This window comes from Apilactobacillus zhangqiuensis, from assembly GCF_019656215.1.
Lineage (GTDB): Bacteria > Bacillota > Bacilli > Lactobacillales > Lactobacillaceae > Apilactobacillus > Apilactobacillus zhangqiuensis.
This window is the reverse complement of record NZ_BPLK01000005.1, coordinates 178,563-196,513: the sequence shown is the minus strand read 5'-3', so window position 1 is coordinate 196,513 and position 17,951 is coordinate 178,563. Positions and strand designations below refer to the sequence as shown.

The 17,951-nt window shown below is 36.5% G+C and carries 20 protein-coding genes and 1 other RNA gene; 18 read left to right on the top strand and 3 right to left on the bottom strand.

Annotated elements, in window-relative coordinates:
• Positions 1-38 precede the first annotated feature (38 nt).
• Both rplL and mprF read left to right on the top strand, forming a co-directional pair.
• On the top strand, positions 39-401 hold the full coding sequence (rplL, locus tag K5Q07_RS06370; protein ID WP_220730196.1) for a 50S ribosomal protein L7/L12: 363 nt from the start codon (positions 39-41) through the stop codon (positions 399-401).
• Between the two features lie 127 nt (positions 402-528).
• Positions 529-3,126 carry a bifunctional lysylphosphatidylglycerol flippase/synthetase MprF gene (gene mprF, locus K5Q07_RS06365; protein ID WP_220730195.1) on the top strand — a complete coding sequence of 866 codons (2,598 nt, stop codon included), beginning with the start codon at positions 529-531 and terminating at the stop codon, positions 3,124-3,126.
• Between the two features lie 136 nt (positions 3,127-3,262).
• Here the strand turns inward: mprF and nrdF are convergent, their stop codons facing one another.
• The 3 genes from nrdF to K5Q07_RS06350 form a co-directional block, all read right to left on the bottom strand.
• A complete protein-coding gene (gene nrdF, locus K5Q07_RS06360) occupies positions 3,263-4,237 on the bottom strand; it encodes a class 1b ribonucleoside-diphosphate reductase subunit beta (RefSeq protein WP_041152513.1) in 975 nt (324 codons plus the stop codon).
• Positions 4,238-4,258: 21 nt separating this feature from the next.
• On the bottom strand, positions 4,259-6,424 hold the full coding sequence (nrdE, locus tag K5Q07_RS06355; RefSeq protein WP_220730194.1) for a class 1b ribonucleoside-diphosphate reductase subunit alpha: 2,166 nt from the start codon (positions 6,422-6,424) through the stop codon (positions 4,259-4,261).
• A 114-nt stretch (positions 6,425-6,538) separates the two neighbouring features.
• On the bottom strand, positions 6,539-6,766 hold the full coding sequence (locus tag K5Q07_RS06350; protein WP_220730193.1) for a redoxin NrdH: 228 nt from the start codon (positions 6,764-6,766) through the stop codon (positions 6,539-6,541).
• Between the two features lie 209 nt (positions 6,767-6,975).
• On the opposite strand from K5Q07_RS06350, the gene K5Q07_RS06345 reads away from it, so the two are divergent.
• The 16 genes from K5Q07_RS06345 (at position 6,976) to tsaD (ending at position 17,936) form a co-directional block, all read left to right on the top strand.
• Positions 6,976-7,581 (top strand): class I SAM-dependent methyltransferase, encoded by a 606-nt coding sequence (locus K5Q07_RS06345; protein WP_220730192.1) that lies wholly within the window; start codon positions 6,976-6,978, stop codon positions 7,579-7,581.
• Positions 7,574-8,071 carry a tRNA adenosine(34) deaminase TadA gene (tadA, locus tag K5Q07_RS06340; RefSeq protein WP_220730191.1) on the top strand — a complete coding sequence of 166 codons (498 nt, stop codon included), beginning with the start codon at positions 7,574-7,576 and terminating at the stop codon, positions 8,069-8,071. Before K5Q07_RS06345 ends, tadA begins: the two co-directional genes overlap by 8 nt.
• 27 nt (positions 8,072-8,098) lie before the next feature.
• Positions 8,099-8,195, top strand: an RNA gene (ffs, locus tag K5Q07_RS06335) — signal recognition particle sRNA small type.
• Positions 8,196-8,319: 124 nt separating this feature from the next.
• Positions 8,320-10,128 carry a DNA polymerase III subunit gamma/tau gene (dnaX, locus tag K5Q07_RS06330; RefSeq protein WP_220730190.1) on the top strand — a complete coding sequence of 603 codons (1,809 nt, stop codon included), beginning with the start codon at positions 8,320-8,322 and terminating at the stop codon, positions 10,126-10,128.
• A 15-nt stretch (positions 10,129-10,143) separates the two neighbouring features.
• Positions 10,144-10,461 carry a YbaB/EbfC family nucleoid-associated protein gene (locus K5Q07_RS06325; RefSeq protein ID WP_220730189.1) on the top strand — a complete coding sequence of 106 codons (318 nt, stop codon included), beginning with the start codon at positions 10,144-10,146 and terminating at the stop codon, positions 10,459-10,461.
• Between the two features lie 21 nt (positions 10,462-10,482).
• On the top strand, positions 10,483-11,082 hold the full coding sequence (recR, locus tag K5Q07_RS06320) for a recombination mediator RecR (RefSeq protein WP_034531913.1): 600 nt from the start codon (positions 10,483-10,485) through the stop codon (positions 11,080-11,082).
• A gap of 12 nt (positions 11,083-11,094) precedes the next feature.
• A complete protein-coding gene (locus K5Q07_RS06315) occupies positions 11,095-11,343 on the top strand; it encodes a YaaL family protein (protein ID WP_054606283.1) in 249 nt (82 codons plus the stop codon).
• 108 nt (positions 11,344-11,451) lie between these two features.
• The gene (tmk, locus tag K5Q07_RS06310) at positions 11,452-12,096 is read left to right on the top strand and encodes a dTMP kinase (protein WP_220730188.1); all 645 of its coding nucleotides are present in this window, start codon (positions 11,452-11,454) and stop codon (positions 12,094-12,096) included.
• 14 nt (positions 12,097-12,110) lie between these two features.
• Positions 12,111-12,437, top strand: a complete 327-nt coding sequence (gene darA, locus K5Q07_RS06305; protein ID WP_034531916.1) for a cyclic di-AMP receptor DarA — start codon at positions 12,111-12,113, stop codon at positions 12,435-12,437.
• 12 nt (positions 12,438-12,449) lie between these two features.
• Positions 12,450-13,460 (top strand): DNA polymerase III subunit delta', encoded by a 1,011-nt coding sequence (gene holB, locus K5Q07_RS06300; RefSeq protein WP_220730187.1) that lies wholly within the window; start codon positions 12,450-12,452, stop codon positions 13,458-13,460.
• Positions 13,461-13,475: 15 nt separating this feature from the next.
• Positions 13,476-13,811 carry a DNA replication initiation control protein YabA gene (locus tag K5Q07_RS06295; protein ID WP_220730186.1) on the top strand — a complete coding sequence of 112 codons (336 nt, stop codon included), beginning with the start codon at positions 13,476-13,478 and terminating at the stop codon, positions 13,809-13,811.
• 15 nt (positions 13,812-13,826) lie between these two features.
• The gene (gene rsmI, locus K5Q07_RS06290; protein WP_220730185.1) at positions 13,827-14,705 is read left to right on the top strand and encodes a 16S rRNA (cytidine(1402)-2'-O)-methyltransferase; all 879 of its coding nucleotides are present in this window, start codon (positions 13,827-13,829) and stop codon (positions 14,703-14,705) included.
• Between the two features lie 12 nt (positions 14,706-14,717).
• A complete protein-coding gene (locus K5Q07_RS06285; RefSeq protein WP_220730184.1) occupies positions 14,718-15,476 on the top strand; it encodes an acyl-[acyl-carrier-protein] thioesterase in 759 nt (252 codons plus the stop codon).
• 111 nt (positions 15,477-15,587) lie between these two features.
• Positions 15,588-16,316, top strand: a complete 729-nt coding sequence (gene tsaB, locus K5Q07_RS06280) for a tRNA (adenosine(37)-N6)-threonylcarbamoyltransferase complex dimerization subunit type 1 TsaB (RefSeq protein ID WP_220730183.1) — start codon at positions 15,588-15,590, stop codon at positions 16,314-16,316.
• On the top strand, positions 16,297-16,896 hold the full coding sequence (rimI, locus tag K5Q07_RS06275; RefSeq protein WP_220730182.1) for a ribosomal protein S18-alanine N-acetyltransferase: 600 nt from the start codon (positions 16,297-16,299) through the stop codon (positions 16,894-16,896). The genes tsaB and rimI overlap by 20 nt, the downstream gene beginning before the upstream one ends.
• A gap of 35 nt (positions 16,897-16,931) precedes the next feature.
• Complete coding sequence (gene tsaD / locus K5Q07_RS06270) at positions 16,932-17,936, top strand: tRNA (adenosine(37)-N6)-threonylcarbamoyltransferase complex transferase subunit TsaD (RefSeq protein WP_220730220.1); 1,005 nt, start codon at positions 16,932-16,934, stop codon at positions 17,934-17,936.
• The last annotated feature ends 15 nt before the right edge of the window (positions 17,937-17,951 follow it).

Below are 17,951 nucleotides of genomic sequence, written 5' to 3'. Positions count from 1 at the left end.
ATATAAAATTATAACTATCCAAATTGGAGGAAATTAAAATGGCTTTTGATAAAGATAACATTATTGAACAAATTAAAGAAGCTTCAATCACTGACCTAAACGACTTAGTTAAGGCAATTGAAGAAGAATTCGACGTAACTGCAGCAGCTGCTGTTGCTCCTGCTGCTGGTGGCGCTGATGGTGCTGCTAAGGACTCATTCACTGTAGAACTAACTTCTGCTGGTAGCCAAAAGGTTAAAGCAATCAAGGTTGTACGTGAAATCACTGGTCTAGGTCTAAAGGACTCAAAGGACTTAGTTGATGGTGCTCCTTCAGTAATTAAAGAAGACGCTAAAGAAGACGAAGCTAACGACATCAAGGAAAAACTTGAAGAAGTTGGTGCAGAAGTTACTCTTAAGTAATTTCCCTTTAAAAGAACGTGTGATTTTATCACACGTTCTTTTTTTATACATATTTTCATATAAAACCTTGTGCCGACAATTATTAATTGAGATAATAGAAATATTAAGAGTTATGGAGGAAACATAATTGAAAGCTTTATTTAAGAAATGTGGAGATTGGATCAATCGACATATGACTTTAGTAAAAGTCCTATTCGTGGTATTCGTTTTAGCTGTTGTTGTTCACGTTATTTTTTCTATTTCAAAGGAAATTAGTGGAAGACAAATGGCTGAAAGTTTTTCAAGATTATCACCTACGTCGATTGTAATCATGATAATTTTGGGATTTATCGCAGTTTCACCGATGTTAATATATGATTTTACAATCGTTGATTTTCTACCAGGTAAGTTTAAAAAATCATACATTGTAAAGACAGGGTGGATTACAAATACACTAACTAACATTGCTGGTTTTGGTGGTGTGTTAGGTGCAAGTATGCGTTCTAGTTTTTACAGCGAAAACGCCACTAAAAAACAAATATTATATGCAATCTCAAAGATTGTTATTTTCTTATTAGCCGGTTTATCTACTTACTGTTGGATAGCAATTATCATGATGTTTAGTTTTGGTTTTGGAACTAACAGTCATGACTGGTGGTGGTGGATTGTATTAGTTCTAGGTGGACTATACTTCCCAATTTTGTTTATCATCACTAGATTAAATGATTCTGATTATTTCAAAGACTTGACCGTTAAGCTTGAAATCCAATTGATTGTTGGATCATGTCTAGAATGGTTAGGTTGTGCTGGATTATTTATGGCAATTGGTGCCTTCATGCATCAACCAATTAATTTATTAGCTGTATTTCCAGTGTTCGTTGTTGCAAACGTAGTAGGGGTTGCTTCATTGGTTCCCGGGGGACTTGGAAGTTTTGAAGGAACAATGTTAGTTGGATTAATGTTTATTGGTGTAAAACCAAGTGATGCAGCGGTTTGGTTAATTCTATACCGTGCTTTCTACTACATTTTTCCAGTATTACTAGGAATCATTTTCTTAGTAGTAGACGTATTCCAACGTTTTAACAATTTCTTAGATGACATTCCAAAGCTAATTTTACAAAGATTAGCTCACATGTTTATTACCATTTTTATGTACTTCTCAGGAATTATGATGCTTTTACTAGCAGTTATTCCTAACTTAGTATTGGTAAACAGATTCTATATTTCATTGGAGCCTTATTCATTCTACTTTTTAGACCAATTAAGTACTGTTATCGTTGCATTCTTATTAATTGGTTTTGCACGTGGATTCGGTTCAAAGGTGAAGAAGGCTTTCTGGCCAACAGCATTAATTTTGGTGATTGCTTTATGGAACACTCTTTGGAAAGAAGACTTTCCAACTAACATGGTAGTTATGTCCGTGATTATTCTTGCCTGCCTATGGTTAAGTTACAAGGTATTATACAGACAAAAGTTCACATACTCATGGGGACATGCGTTAATTGATTTACTAATCTTCATTAGTGCGTTTGTTGTATATTTAATCATCGGACTACTAACAAACTTTAAGTTTGCGGTATTCCATTGGACTAACTCATACCTATTACCATCACCACAAGTATGGTTCGCCGGACTTTTGGGATTAATTTTAGCATTCCTAATCTTAGTTCTAACTTTCCGTTTCCTATCATACTCAAAGGTTGAATGGTTAAACCAACCATTTGACGGTGATAGAGTATCTAACGTTATTAATGAATTTGGTGGAAATGAAGTAAGTCATTTAGCTTATGTTCGTGATAAGAGCATTTACTTCTACCAAGAAGATGGTAAAGACCAACTATTCTTCATGTACAAATGTCGTGCAAATAAGATTATGATCATGGGTGAACCAATCGGTAACATGGATAAACTTGAAGACGCAATCGATAAGTTTATTGAAGATAGTGACAACATTGGTTACTCACTTGTTTTCTATGAAATTGGTGAAGAATTAACCATGTTGCTTCACGAAAAAGGATTTAGCTTTACTAAAGCTGGGGAAGAAGGTCATGTGGCATTAGATACTTTCTCAATTGCCGGAAAGAAACATCGTGGCGAAAGAGCCTTGATGAACAAATTCGACCGTGATGAATACAAATTCGAAATCATTCAACCACCATTCTCAACATCATTTATTGATGAACTAAGAGAGGTGTCTGATAACTGGTTGAAGGGTAAACCTGAAAAGGGATTCTCGTTAGGATACTTTGACAGTTACTACTTGAACCAAGCACCAATCGCTGTGATGAAGGATAAGGATAACAAGGTTGTTGCCTTTGCAAACATCATGCCAACTGGAGATCATGAAATGACATCAATCGATTTGATGAGATCAAGCGAAGATGCACCATCAGGAATCATGGATGGAATCTTTATTAACTTGTTTAACTATGTAAAGGATGAAGGATACAAGTACTTCAATCTTGGAATGGCTCCATTATCAAACGTTGGTGAATCAAGATATAGTTTTATTGACGAAAAGATTTCTAACTTAATCTACAAGTATGGAACTGCTTTCTATAGTTTCCAAGGATTAAGATCATACAAGGAAAAATACGTGAGTGAATGGACACCTAAGTACATTTCATACCGTCGTGGTAATTCACTAGTATTCACCATGCTTCAATTACTAGCATTGGTAAACGAACATGTTGATGACACACCATGTGAAAAGAAATCAATTTGGAAGAAATTATCCAAAAAATAGGTCGTTTTAGAAGATTTAAATTAAGTAAATAAAAATACCCGATATAGATATTAATAATTCTGTATCGGGTATTTTTTGCACATATGGGAATAAAAAAAGGGTGAAGCAATCAAACTTCATCCTCTTTTATTTATGATTATTTGTTATCTTTTGGATACCAAATCTTGTAATCGTCATCCTTCATAGCTTCAACTTCACCTAGACGGTAACCGTTACCGACTTGTGAGAAGAAGTCATGGTTAGCTGTTGATGTTGAGATACCATTCATAACAATTGGATCAACGTCTTCAGCGTTATCAGGGAATAGTGGATCTTGACCTAAGTTCATAAGTGCCTTGTTGGCATTGTATCTGATGAACTTCAATACGTCGTCAGTCCAACCAACTTGATCGTATAGAATGTGAGTGTACTTTTCTTCGTTTTCGTATAGGTCATACAAGAAGTTGTACATCCAATCCTTTAGATCTTGTTGTTCATTGCCACCTAATTGGTTAAAGCCAAGTTGGAACTTGTAACCAATGTAAGTTCCATGGACAGACTCATCACGAAGAATTAACTTGATGATTTCGGCAACGTTAGGTAACTTGTTGTGTCCTAAGTACCATAGTGGGGTGTAGAAACCAGAGTAGAATAGGAATGTTTCTAGGAACACACTTGAAATCTTTTTCTTCAATGGGTTTGAATCATCATGGTATAGGTCATAAATCTTCTTAGCCTTGTTTTGAAGAAATTCTTCTGAATCACTCCAGTCAAAAATTTCTGAAATTTCATCAGGCGTATTTAAAGTAGAAAAGATTGATGAGTAACTCTTAGCATGGACAGATTCCATAAATTGAATGTTGTTTAAAACAGCAGTTTCGTGTTGAGTTGCAACGTCTTTTCTAAGTGCGGCCATACCGTCTTGTGATTGTAGTGTATCAAGTAAAGTTAGACCACCAAAGACATGACCAACTAGCCATTTGTGATCGTCATCTAACGTTCTCCAATCAGCTAAATCGTTAGATAAAGGGATTCTAGTATCTAACCAGAATTGTTCGGTTAATTTTTCCCATGTCGCTTTATCAATTTGGTCGCTTACAGCATTCCAGTTGATAGCTTTGTAATTATCCATTGTATAAATTCTCCTAACTAATTAGATTGAACAACTTTCACATTCGTTAACACCGACTTCTTGGTTGTCATCAGTGTATGTTCTGACATAGTATAGTGACTTAATGCCTTTAGCGTGAGCGTAGTTACGTAGGATAGTTAAATCACGAGTAGTCATTTTATCAGTTCTACCGTTCTTCCATTCGTATAGGCCTTCAGGAATTGTTGAACGCATGAATAGAGTAAGACTCATACTTTGATCAACGTGTTTTTGGGCAGCTGCGTAGGTATCAATAACTTTTCTCATGTCGATGTCATAAGCTGACTTGTAGTACTTAAGAGTGTCGTTTGATAGGTATGGAGCTGGGTAGTAGATTTTACCAGTCTTTGATTCGTATCTTTCTTCAATACGACTAATGATAGGGTGCAAACTAGCAGTTGAATCATTAATGTATGAGATTGAACCATTTGGTGCAACAGCCATTCTGTTTTGGTGGTATAAACCATCCTTCATAACAGCTTTCTTTAGTTCTTCCCAATCACTTTGGTTTGGAACGAAAATGCCATCGAATAGTTCTTTTACACGGTCAGATTTTGGCCCCCAGTCTTCAGCAGTGTATCTATCGAAGTATGAACCATCGGCATACTTACTCTTATCAAAGTTGTGGAAAGTTTCGTGTCTTTCAGCAGCAATCTTGTTAGATGCAACTAAAGTCCAGTAGTTTAATAGCATGAAGTAAACACCAGTGAATTCGATTGCTTCGTCTGAACCGTATTCAATTTGGTTTTTTGCTAAGAAACTGTGAAGACCCATTCCACCAAGTCCAATACTGTGTGATAGGGCGTTACCACGTTGAATTGAAGGAACAACGTCGATATCTGAATGATCAGTAACAAAAGTTAAGGCACGAACCATTGCGTCAACAGACTTACCAAAGTCAGGACTAGCCATTAAGTTAACGATATTAGTTGAACCTAAGTTACATGATACATCAGTACCTAGTTTTTCGTAATTTTGTTCATTATCAACAGTAGAAGGTTCTTGTACTTGCATGATTTCTGAACATAGGTTACTCATAACAATCTTACCGTCAATAGGGTTTTCCTTGTTAACAGTATCGATGTTAATGATGTAAGGGTAACCTGATTCCTGTTGTAGTTTACTAATTTCAGTTTCTAGTTCACGAGCGTTAATCTTAGTCTTCTTGATTTCATCATTTGCGACCATGTTTTCGTATTCTTTGGTGATATCAACGTAAGAGAATGGAACGCCGTAAAATCTTTCAACATCGTAAGGACTGAATAGGTACATTTCATCATCGTTTTGAGCAAGTTCATAGAACTTGTCAGGAACAGTAACAGCAAGAGAAAGAGTCTTAACACGAATCTTTTCATCTGCATTTTCTTTCTTAGCTGATAGGAATGAAATGATGTCTGGGTGGAATACGTTTAGGTAAACGGCACCAGCACCTTGTCTTTGTCCAAGTTGGTTTGAGTATGAAAAACTGTCTTCTAGAAGTTTCATAACAGGAACAACACCAGAAGCAGCACCTTCAATATGCTTGATTGGATCACCAGCAGCACGTAGGTTAGAAAGGTTAATTCCAACACCACCACCGATACGTGATAGTTGTAGAGCTGAGTTAATAGTTCTACCAATTGTGTTCATATCGTCGGTTGGTTGAATTAAGAAACAAGATACGAATTCACCGCGACGTTTTCTTCCGGCATTTAGGAAAGAAGGGGTGGCTGGTTGGTATCTTTGGTGAACAATTTCATCAGCTAAGTTCATAGCAAGTTCTTCGTCACCATCAGCAAAGTATAGAGCGTTGATAGCAACACGATCGATGAATTGTTCTAGGTAGTAGTTACCATCATCAGTCTTTAGGGCATATTGTGCATAGAATTTGTATGCGGCCATAAAAGATTTGAACTTAAAGTTTTGACTTTCCAAGTAGTCGTAGATTTTTTCAATAAATGAAAAGTCATATTTGTTAATGAATTCTTCTTCAAGGTAATCATTATCGATTAGAAAATCGAATTTTTCTTTTAAGGAACCAAATTTTTTAAGGTTAGGTTCAACGTTTTCTTTGATGAAGGCTTCAAGCGCTTCTTTATCCTTATTTAATTGAATCTTATCATCCTTAGGGATGTTAATTTCATTATTTAGGTCGTAATAGGTTACGTCCTTCAAATCTTTCAACGACATGCTTAAACCACTCTTTCATTAGTAAAATTAAACTTGAGAAAAAATATGGCGAGACCATTAGCGGTTTCGCCAAAAACGACATTTTATATTATAATGAATAATACGAATTTGAAATTAAGCTAGTTGGCTTAATTGATCTGGTCTAAATCCGGAAATTGAGTCAATACCATCTGCTTCTACAACTGGTAGTGACATGAATCCCTTTGATTTTAGGTATGAAACATATTCAGGTTCTTCATTAATGTTTCTTTCAATAAAATCAATATCGTGTTCGCTTAAAAAGCGCTTTGTCATCTTGCATTGCATGCAATTGTTCTTTGAGTATACAGTTACTTTTGCCATGGTATTGCTCCCTTTCTTTTGACGAAATATGTATTACATTTCAATCGAAATATGTAAGATATTTCCGTTTAATTTATATATAAAAGTTTACACCAGAACAGAAAAAAATCAAATAAAAAACACCATATTTAGTGGTCGAAATGTTCCTAATCTACTAGATACAGTGTCTTAGCGAATTTTAAAAATTTTTTACGAGGATCTGATTTGAAATGAACGAATTTTATTATACACCTAATCCACACGTTGTACACGAACTTCATACATGGAATTTTGATTTATTAAACAACACATTAACCTTCACCACTGATAACGGGGTTTTCTCAAAAAAAACCGTTGATTTTGGTTCAAAAACATTAGTTGAAAATGTTAATTTTGACAAAATTCCTAAAGGAAATGTCTTAGATTTAGGATGTGGATATGGACCAATGGCAATCGCTTTAGCTAAGCATCATCCTAACAGAACATTTGAAATGGTAGACGTTAATAACCTAGCACTAGAATTAGCGGTGAAAAACGCAGAACAAAACCATGTATCAAACGTTAAAATTCATAATTCAAATGTTTATGAAAATGTTTCAGACAAGTTTGCGGCGATTATTACTAACCCACCCGTAAGAGCAGGAAAGGATATCGTTGATGGAATGATTTCAGGCGCAATTGATCATTTGTTGCCCAAAGGAACACTAACTGTGGTATTACAAAAGAAACAAGGTGCGCCATCTGCTAAGAAGCTAATGCAATCACTATTTGGTAATTGCGAAATCATTAAGAAGAACAAAGGTTACTATATATTGGAAAGTGTATTTAATGGATAAGACAAACGAGTACTATATGAAAGAGGCTTTATTTGAAGCCAAGAAAGCATACATGATAAACGAGGTGCCAATCGGAGCAATTGTTGTGAAGGATGGCGAAATTATTGGTCGCGGTCATAATCTACGTGAGTTAAGTAACAATGCATTAGATCACGCTGAAGTAGTCGCAATCGACGAAGCCTGTCGTCGTTTACACAGCTGGCGATTGGAAGACTGTGATTTATATGTAACGATTGAACCATGTTTGATGTGTGCGGGAGCAATCATTAATTCTAGAATCAAAAACGTTTATTATGGTGCCAACGATGTTAAGGCTGGGGCAGCAGAAAGTTTATATCATGTGTTAGAAGATAGTAGACTCAATCACCAGGTAAACGTTTATGGTGGTATTTTAGCTGAAGATGCCAAACATTTAATGAAGTCTTTTTTCAAAGCAGCACGCAAAAGAAGTAAAGAAGCGAAGAAAAAAAGAAATAAACTTGAAAAATAATTCTGAATAAGTTAATATAATTATTGCCGTAAGGCCTTGAAGCAAAGTTGTGTTTACGAACCGTGTCAGATCCGAGAGGAAGCAGCACTAAGTATTCTACGCTTGTGCTTCTTGTTTTTTATACAAATAAACTCCTAGTCAAATGCTGGCTAGGAGATTTTTTTATCTATGATATAAAAACGATAATGGAATAATTACTGAATAGAATATATAATGTAAGTAACTAGTTTTTTGAAAGGAAGTTTTCCATGAGTTACCAAGCTTTATACCGTGTATGGAGACCGCAACGTTTTGACGATGTGATTGGTCAAGATGTTATTACCACCACATTGAAAAATGCGATTGTCACCAATCAATTGAGTCATGCTTATTTATTTGCAGGTCCTAGGGGAACTGGAAAAACTTCCGCTGCGAAAATTTTGGCGAAAGCAATTAATTGTCCAAACCAAAAAGACGGGGAACCCTGCAACGAATGTGAAATTTGTGAAAGCATTACAAATGGAACACTAAATGATGTTATTGAAATTGACGCGGCCTCAAACAATGGGGTTGAAGAAATTAGGGATGTTAGAGATAAGGCCAAGTATGCGCCAACTCAAGCGACCTACAAAGTCTACATTATTGATGAAGTTCACATGCTTTCGACAGGGGCTTTCAACGCACTATTGAAGACATTGGAAGAACCACCTGCCCACGTTATTTTCATTCTAGCTACAACCGAACCGCAAAAGATTCCGGCTACCATCATTTCGCGTGTTCAACGTTTTGACTTCAAACGTATCACTGCAAATGATATTTTAGGTCGAATGGAATTCATTTTAAACGATAAAAAGATTGATTATGATGACAAGGCGCTAAAGGTCATCGCCAAAGCCGCAGAAGGTGGGATGCGTGATGCCCTAAGCATCCTAGATCAAGTGTTGTCATTTGGTTTTGATAAAGTTACTTACGAAAACGCATTGCAAGTAACTGGTAGTGTGACCAAGTCATTACTATCAAAATACTTAACCAACGTTGTTAACCACGATGTTAAAGATGCACTATCAGATGTCAGAAAAATGCTTGAATCAGGTAAAGATGCTGCTAGGTTTGTCGAAGATTTAATCAAGTACTGCCAAGACATTTTGCTATACCAACAATCACCTGAAATGGTTGAAGAATCAGAACTAGGTGTAATTGATGAAGAGTTCAAACAACTAACATCAATTGTGGATGCGCAAAGGGTTTACCGCATGATTGTTGATTTAAACGACATTCAAAATCAAATGAGATACACAATGCATCCAGATGTTTACTTAGATGTATTGACCGTTAAACTATCAACTGATACTCAACAAGCTGTTAGTCAACAGGTAGCACAACCAGCTACCCAAACAACGGGGGCTTCAAATGTTGATAACCAACTAGTTCAACAATTGAAGGAACAAGTTGCTAGCCTCCAAAAGCAAGTTGAACAACTAACTAAAAACGGTGTTGCTTCTAATAGTGGTAGTAATGGTTCCACTAGCGAACCAGCAAGAAGACCGGCTGCCAAGAAATCAGCGGGTAGTTCAAGTAATGCTAGGGTTAACTTAACCAAGATTTATCCAGTCTTGGATAACGCTACTCGTCAAGACTTGACCAATATTCAAAATATTTGGGATGAGCTATTGAGTGGCCTAGACGTAACCAAGCGTGCGTTGATGAATGTTTCTAAACCAGTGGCTGCCAGTCATGATGGAGTGGTTGTTTCATTCGAATATCCATTCTTATTCCAAAAGGCAAGTACTGACGAAGAACTACAAGATGCCCTTGGTAACGGATTGGATCGAATTTTGAAATACGTTCCAGACTTCGTATTTATCCCAGCTGAACAATGGCCTGAAATTAGAAAGGGATACATTGTTGCTCAAAAGAACAGTGGTAAAGAAGTTAGAGAAGAGTCTGAAAATTCAAGTGTTGAAAATTCGGAACAAAACGATGATAATATTAATGAAAAACAAGACAAAGAACCCAAAATAGTTAAGCAAGCAACTCAACTATTTGGTGAAGATATAATAGATGTAAAAGATGATTAAGGAGCTGTTATAGTTATGATGAACGGAATGAACATGGGAAAGATGATGAAACAAGTTAAGCAACTACAAAAACAAATGGGTGCTGAACAAGAACAAATCAACAACACTGAATTTGTTGGAAAGGCCCCTGAAGACATGGTAGTTGTTACTTTCTCAGGTGACCGTAAGATGAAAGACATGAAGATTAAATCAGAAGCATTGGATCCAGAAGACCCAGACATGGCTTCAGATTTAGTAATTAGTGCCGTAAACGATGCACTTGCACAAATTGAAAAGACTACTCAAGACTCAATGGGTAAGTACACTAAAGGAATGGGAATTCCAGGAATGTAATTCAAATAAAGAAGGTTAATTATGCAATATCCTGAACCGATTGCTAAGTTGATTGACAGTTTTATGCGTCTACCAGGGATTGGGCATAAGACAGCGATTAGACTGGCATATTTCGTAGTCGATATGAACAAAGACGACGTTGCTAAGTTCTCTTCAGCATTGAAGGAAACAAAAGACAAGTTAATGTATTGTTCAATCTGCGGAAATTTAACTGATGAAGATCCATGTGTTATCTGTCGTGACAAGACAAGAGATCAATCGACTGTCTTAGTTGTTGAGCAACCAAGAGACATCATGGTAATGGAAAAAATGAAAGATTATCATGGTTTATATCATGTATTAAATGGTGTTTTATCTCCAATTGAGGGAAAAGGACCAGAAGATTTAAATATTAAAAGCCTAATTAAACGTTTGCAAAGCGACGAAGCAATTAAAGAAATTATCATTGCCACTAATGCAACTCCTGAAGGGGAAGCAACAGCAATGTATCTATCACGTTTGGTTAAGCCAGCCGGAATTAAGGTTACTAGATTGGCACACGGTTTATCAGTGGGTAGCGATATCGAATACGCTGACGAAATGACGCTTTCTAGAGCCGTTTCTGGTCGAACTGAAATGTAGGGGTGAATACTGATGTTAGGATTTTCAAGATTTTCACACAACGTAGGAAGACAGTATGATGAATTTCTATTAGATTCTATCGATCGTGCTAAGTATCAATGGGATCAAGCTGCTGAAACTCAAGAAGCAATTTATGAAGTTGATGGGGAAATTGTTGCCCAAACTCGTTTAGCTCGTGAAAAATATTTATTTTTATATCGAGAAGCAAGAGAAAGAAAGGTTTCCAACAATCGTATTCAATCTTCTGTTATTGATTACTAAAGGTGTCTTTATTCCTTGGAATAAGACACTTTTTCTTTGTTGTTCATTTGTTGAAACGAATAAATTAAAGTACAATGAGATAGAAAGATGAAAGTAGGGGTATAGTATATGGCTGGAAAATTTATCACATTTGAAGGCACAGATGGTGCTGGAAAAACCACCATCTTGAACATGGTATTAGATTACTTAAAAGAAGAAATGGGTGACAAGTTGGTTACTAGCAGAGAACCTGGTGGTAACCCAATCGCTGAAAGTATTCGTGAGGTAATTTTAGACCGCAAAAATGTTGATATGGATAAACGAACTGAAGCATTATTATATGCTGCAGCTCGTCGCCAAAACATTGAACAAACAGTGAAACCAGCGATTGCTGAAAACAAGTTAGTTATCTGTGATCGTTACCTTGATAGCTCAATTGCATATCAAGGTGGGGGTAGAGAAATTGGTGAAGATGCAATTAATCAAATGAACCAATTTGCTACCGAAGGCTTTTTACCAGACCTTACTATCTACTTTAATCTTCCAGTAGAAGAAGGATTAAAACGCATTGCTAAAAATAGGGATGAAGAAGAAGTCGATCGATTGGACGTTGAAACCATCGATTTCCATAATCGAGTTCATGCAGCATACCAACGTTTAGCAAAGGAAAATCCAGAACGTATCAAGTCAGTTGACGCTACACAATCAATTGATGATGTATACCAAAATGTTTTAGAAATTTTGCAACCATATTTAAATGAATTTAAAAAATAGGGACGTGATTTTGAATGAAACTTTTAATTGTAATCGTGCAAAATAAAGACGCTAACAAGCTACAAAATGCATTTGCTAAGAATAATGTTCATCAAACCAAGCTATCCACTACCGGTGGATTTCTAAAGTCAGGAAACACTACCTTTATGATTGGGATTGAGGATGAACGTGTTAATGATGTTTTAGATATCATTAAAAAGGTATCAAGCAAGCGTGAACAATACATGACACCTCCAGTTAACTTGGATGGTGGAGTTTCAGATTCATCATATCCAGTTAAGATTGAAGTAGGTGGCGCTACTGTAATGGAAATGCCGATGGATAATTTTTATCGATTCTAATGGGGGAAGAACATGACCGAAAATCAAGTGATTGCAGAGACTGAGCAAAAGCAAAAGCCACTGATGGACAGATTTTTACAAGTGGTTAACAATCACGAATTATCTCATTCTTACCTGTTTAATGGTGAAGAAGGGGTCGGAAAGTTGTCATTAGCGTTGTTTATAACAATGAGAATGTTTTGTAAAAACGTTTCCGATGATTCAATGCCCTGTGGACATTGTGATGAATGTCGTAGAATCGCAGAACAACAACATCCGGATGTTGTAATCATCAAACCAGATGGACTAAGTATCAAGGTTGATCAAATTAGATACTTGAAGTCTGAATTTTCCAAGAGTGGTTTGGAAGGTAACAAAAAGTTCTTCATTGTATGTGATGCCGAAAAAATGACGACAGGAGCAGCAAATAGCTTATTAAAGTTTATTGAAGAACCTGGTGCTAATATAGTTTCGTTTCTACTAACGACCAATAAAAATTTAATACTACCAACCATTATCTCTAGAACCCAGGTGGTTGATTTAAATCCTTTAAATACTAAAATGTTTAACGAGGAGTTAACTAACCTGGGTGTAATTCCCAGTCAGTTTAAAATTATTAAACGACTAACCAACCAAATGTCGACCGTTAAAGAGTGGCAGGAAGACGAATGGCTGACTAAGACGATTTCTGCGATTAGTCAATGGTTTAACATGCTGGTACAAAGGGATAATACTTCATTTGTTTTGATACAAAGTAATATCATGCCGTTAGTTAGTGATAATAGTAAACGTCAAGTAGTCATTGATATGCTACTTTCAATATTTGAAGATGTTTTAGATGCTAAGTATACTGGAAGCAAGGACTACAACTTTCCAAAACAAGCCCAAAACATTGAACAACTAAGCGAAAGTATCAACGAGGCCAAGCTAATTCAAATTATGGAAGTAATCTTAAACTGCAACAACCAAATGGCAGTTAATGTTAGTTTCCAAAACATATTAGAGGCTACTACATTAAAAATTATGAAAATACTAAATAGTTAAATGGGGTGAAATTGTTTGGAGAAACGTGAATTATATGATGGAATCAAGGATTTAGAATCACAAACTGAATTAATGTTGAGTCAATTTACCGAAGTTCGAAAGGCACTAACCGAAGTAATGGAAGAAAATGCCGAACTTAGAATTGAAAACCAACACCTACACGATTTCATCAATGAACAAAAAGAAAATGTGGCAAGTGATAATAAGAAGAGCAGACCACGTTCATCTAAATCTCGTGAAAACTTGGAACACTTATTTAACGAAGGATTCCATGTCTGCATCGAATTTTATGGATCACATCGTGAAAACGATGAAAGTTGTATTTTCTGTAATGAAATCTTAAATCGTTAATCTGGAGGAGTCCAAGTGCAAGAACAACATAGCTTTAACGCTAACCAAGATAAAGGAATATTATATCTAGTTCCAACACCAATCGGGAACCTAGATGACATGACTTTTCGTGCAATTAAAACGCTAGAAGAAGTGGATTTAATTGCTGCGGAAAACCCAAGTCATACTCAACAATTGTTGAATCATTTTGAAATTGACACCAGAAAAATCAGTTTTAGAGAAGATAACAAAGACTACCGTATTGATGAGTTGGTGCAAACTTTAAATGAAGGACAAAGTGTTGCACAAGTTAGTGACGCAGGGATGCCATCAATTAGTGATCCCGGTCAGGAACTAGTAAAAGCATGTGTTGATAATAATATTAATGTTGTCCCACTTCCCGGAGCTAATGCTGGTTTAACAGCGTTGATTGCATCTGGATTAATTCCACAGCCATTTTATTTCTTTGGATTTTTAAATCGAAAGAATAGTGATCAGATTAGCGAATTAGAGGAACTAAATAAACATAGTGAAACGTTAATTTTCTATGAAGCTCCTCATCGTTTAAACAAAACTCTTAAGAATATGCAAAAGGTGTTCGGTTCTGACCGTCAGGCGGTATTGTGCAGAGAATTAACCAAGAAGTTCGAAGAATTCGACCGTGGCACAATCTCTGAATTAATAGAATGGACCGAAACTAATCAAGTTCGTGGTGAATTTGTGGTGATTGTTGATGGTAATAAGAACGCCACACAAGAAAGCAAAGAACAAGATGAGTTGGCTGGATTATCCGTCCAAGAACAAGTTGATTTGTTTATTGGTAAGGGCATGAAGACCAATGCCGCAATCAAAGAAGTAGCTAAGCTACACAAAGTAAAGAAACAAGAAATTTACAATATCTATCACGAAATCTAGGAGTGAATAATAATGGAAAACCAACCAACTGTTTTTAGTGAAAAACATCGAGTTACTTACTACGAAGCTGACTTTACCCGTCGTATGACCATTGCGATGATGCTAGATGTTATCATCCTAGCCTCAGAAGATCATAGTGATAAACTTGGTGTCGGTGCTGAATTCGTTCGCCAGTTCGGCGTTACTTGGGTTGTTATTCAATACGATGTGCATATTAATCGTATGCCAGTGGTTGATGAAAATATCACCATTAACACCAAATCAAAGTCTTACAACAAGTACTTTGCTTACCGTGAATTCACTATCGAAAGTGAATCTGGTGAAGTGTTAATGCACATGACTGGTCTATGGGCAGCAATGAACTACAAGGAAAGAAAGATTGCTTCTATTCCAAAGGAAACCGTCGAACCATTTGGTGCTGAAAAGGTTAACCAAGTTCCAAAGATGCCTAAGCCACGAAAGGTGCAATACAACGAAGAAACTAAGCAAAGCTTCCGCGTTAGATACACAGATATTGATTCAAACCAACACGTAAACAATGCTCACTACATGGATTGGATGGTTAATGTTTTACCTGCTGATTTCTTGACCAATCATACCCCAACTCATTTCCTATTAAGATACGAAAATGAAGTTAAATATGGTTCAACCGTAGAAAGTTATTATGACATGGAAGAACAAGATGACGGTTCAATTCTAACTAAGCATGAAATCATGAGTGGCGACAGTCATTCTGCAATCGCCAACATTACTTGGCGCAAAAATGATTAAATATTTTCGGGTGTGTTCATTTTTATTATGGAGACACCTATTTTTTTGTTATAATTTGTTTTAGAATTGTTACGTACATTAATAAAGTTATTAGGGAGACGGAAAAACAGGATGAAAGTATTGTCTTTAGATACATCCAATCGACAACTAACTGTTGCTATTTTGGATGATGATCAAATATTAGCGACAGAAACAACTACTGTTCATCAAAAGCATGCGGAATATTTACTTCCCATTATTGATGAACTAATGACAAAGGTGGACTTAACACCATCGGATTTAAAAAGAGTTGTGGTGGCAGACGGTCCAGGATCATACACTGGAATTAGAATTGCGACTGCCACAGCTAAAACTTTGGCATACACCTTAGGAATTGAATTAGTAGGGGTATCAAGTTTGCAAACCTTAGCTCTAAACATCAAGCAAGAAGGTAGCCTTGTAATGCCAATTTTTGATGCTAGAAACAATAACGTCTTTTCTGGACTTTACGAAATTAAGAATGGTGTTCCAGAAAATGTCTTAGAAGACTGCCATACCGACTTTGATAAGTGGTTAGACAGAATTGATAGCAAAGACAAGACAGTATATGCTGTCGGGACCGACGCACCACATTTTAAAGATGCATTGGAGAAGAAGTTCGGTGACAATCTTATCTTTACTGATAGCTTTGATAACTTGCCACAAGCAGCTAGATTAGGTTTATATGGACAAACCTTATCACCTGTTGAAGACATTCATGCATTTGTACCAAGATATTTACGTTTAACTAAAGCTGAAGCAGATTGGAAACAAAATCATCCCGGGGAAGAAGTTACTTCATATGTTGAAAAAGTTAATTAATTGGTATCAGAAAAAATTTGTGAATACGGCGCACCTAATGAAAAAGGAACACTTGAACATCAAGAACCACATCGTTAAGATTAACGGCGACAAATTCTACTTGGCTAAGGCGATGGTTACTGATATTCCAGAAATGGTTGAAATTGAGCGCGATGTCTACGATGGTAAAGCACCATGGACTGACGAAGCCTTTTTACCAGAATTAAAGCCACGTTTGGATCGTTTTTACCTACTATTACGTCAAAAAGACGAACTAGTAGCGTTTATTGGTAGTTCTTTGAACGATAAGCAAGGCGACTGTCACATCTCAAACGTCGCTGTAAAGCCGGAATATCAAGAACGTGGCCTTGGCTACTTCTTAATCGCTAAGATTATCAAGAAGGCTCGTCAATTGAACTATAAGACGGTTTCTTTAGAAGTACGAATTAGTAATGTAAAGGCTCAAAGATTATATTCTGACTTAGGATTCAAACAAGTTGGTGTTAAGAAGGGTTACTATGACGGTGATCATGAAGATGCCGTTGATATGGTTTTAGATTTAAGTCTATACGAAACTATTCCAAATAATTTTGGAATTTAAAGAAACGAGGTTTTTTTGTGCAACCACATATAATTATGTCTTTTGAATCTAGTTGTGATGAAACTAGTGTGGCCATTATCGAGGATGGCGAAAAAATATTATCAAACGTTGTTGCAACGCAAATTAAAAGTCACAAGCGATTTGGTGGGGTCGTCCCAGAAGTCGCAAGTAGACATCATATTGAACAAATCACTATCTGTGTTGAAGATGCAATGAAGCAAGCTGATATTTCTTACGATGACATCGATGCAATTGCCGTAACCTATGGTCCGGGACTAGTTGGAGCATTATTAATTGGAGTTACTGCTGCGAAGACCATTGCATGGGCACACAATATCCCATTGATTCCGGTTAACCACATTGCTGGTCATATCTTAGCTAGTCGTTTTGTCACTAAGATTAACTACCCAGCATTGGCATTGGTGGTTTCCGGTGGTCATACTGAATTGGTCCTAATGAAAGAAGAGGGTGACTTCAAAATTATCGGTGAAACCAGGGATGACGCTGCCGGTGAAGCATACGATAAGGTTGGTCGAGTATTGGGAATTAATTACCCAGCTGGACCTAAGGTTGATGCGATGGCCGCTGACGGAAAAGACACTTTCAATTTTCCACGTGCGATGGAAAAAGAAGATAACTTTGACTTTTCATTTAGTGGATTAAAGAGTGCCTTTTTAAATACCACTCATCATGCTGATCAAATTCATGAAGAGTTGGATAAAAACGATTTGGCCGCTAGTTTCCAAAGTGCCGTCGTTGATGTTTTAGTTGATAAGACCACTAGAGCATTACAAGAATATCCAGTTTCTCAATTGATTTTAGCCGGTGGGGTCGCCGCTAATAAGGGACTTCGTGGTGCATTAGAAGAAGCAATCGACAAGATTGATACAACTGATTTGATTAAGGTACCAAACAAACTTTGTGGTGATAACGCCGCAATGATTGGGGCAGCTGGTTACGTGATGGCAAAGAAGAATGTCTTTGCTGGCGTTGATTTAAATGCTGATCCGAGTTTGGAATTTGACCTATTAGAAGATTAAGAATAAAAAAAGATG

Bases quoted from the DNA above. Each gene is read 5' to 3' on its own strand.
- darA (WP_034531916.1), top strand. From the start codon at position 12,111: ATGAAACTTTTAATTGTAATCGTGCAAAATAAAGACGCTAACAAGCTA.
- nrdF (WP_041152513.1), bottom strand. From the start codon at position 4,237: ATGGATAATTACAAAGCTATCAACTGGAATGCTGTAAGCGACCAAATT.
- nrdE (WP_220730194.1), bottom strand. From the start codon at position 6,424: ATGTCGTTGAAAGATTTGAAGGACGTAACCTATTACGACCTAAATAAT.
- tsaD (WP_220730220.1), top strand. From the start codon at position 16,932: ATGTCTTTTGAATCTAGTTGTGATGAAACTAGTGTGGCCATTATCGAG.
- dnaX (WP_220730190.1), top strand. From the start codon at position 8,320: ATGAGTTACCAAGCTTTATACCGTGTATGGAGACCGCAACGTTTTGAC.
- rplL (WP_220730196.1), top strand. From the start codon at position 39: ATGGCTTTTGATAAAGATAACATTATTGAACAAATTAAAGAAGCTTCA.
- rimI (WP_220730182.1), top strand. From the start codon at position 16,297: ATGTTGAAAAAGTTAATTAATTGGTATCAGAAAAAATTTGTGAATACG.
- tmk (WP_220730188.1), top strand. From the start codon at position 11,452: ATGGCTGGAAAATTTATCACATTTGAAGGCACAGATGGTGCTGGAAAA.
- K5Q07_RS06285 (WP_220730184.1), top strand. From the start codon at position 14,718: ATGGAAAACCAACCAACTGTTTTTAGTGAAAAACATCGAGTTACTTAC.
- K5Q07_RS06315 (WP_054606283.1), top strand. From the start codon at position 11,095: ATGTTAGGATTTTCAAGATTTTCACACAACGTAGGAAGACAGTATGAT.
- tsaB (WP_220730183.1), top strand. From the start codon at position 15,588: ATGAAAGTATTGTCTTTAGATACATCCAATCGACAACTAACTGTTGCT.
- K5Q07_RS06345 (WP_220730192.1), top strand. From the start codon at position 6,976: ATGAACGAATTTTATTATACACCTAATCCACACGTTGTACACGAACTT.
- K5Q07_RS06350 (WP_220730193.1), bottom strand. From the start codon at position 6,766: ATGGCAAAAGTAACTGTATACTCAAAGAACAATTGCATGCAATGCAAG.
- tadA (WP_220730191.1), top strand. From the start codon at position 7,574: ATGGATAAGACAAACGAGTACTATATGAAAGAGGCTTTATTTGAAGCC.
- holB (WP_220730187.1), top strand. From the start codon at position 12,450: ATGACCGAAAATCAAGTGATTGCAGAGACTGAGCAAAAGCAAAAGCCA.
- K5Q07_RS06325 (WP_220730189.1), top strand. From the start codon at position 10,144: ATGATGAACGGAATGAACATGGGAAAGATGATGAAACAAGTTAAGCAA.
- recR (WP_034531913.1), top strand. From the start codon at position 10,483: ATGCAATATCCTGAACCGATTGCTAAGTTGATTGACAGTTTTATGCGT.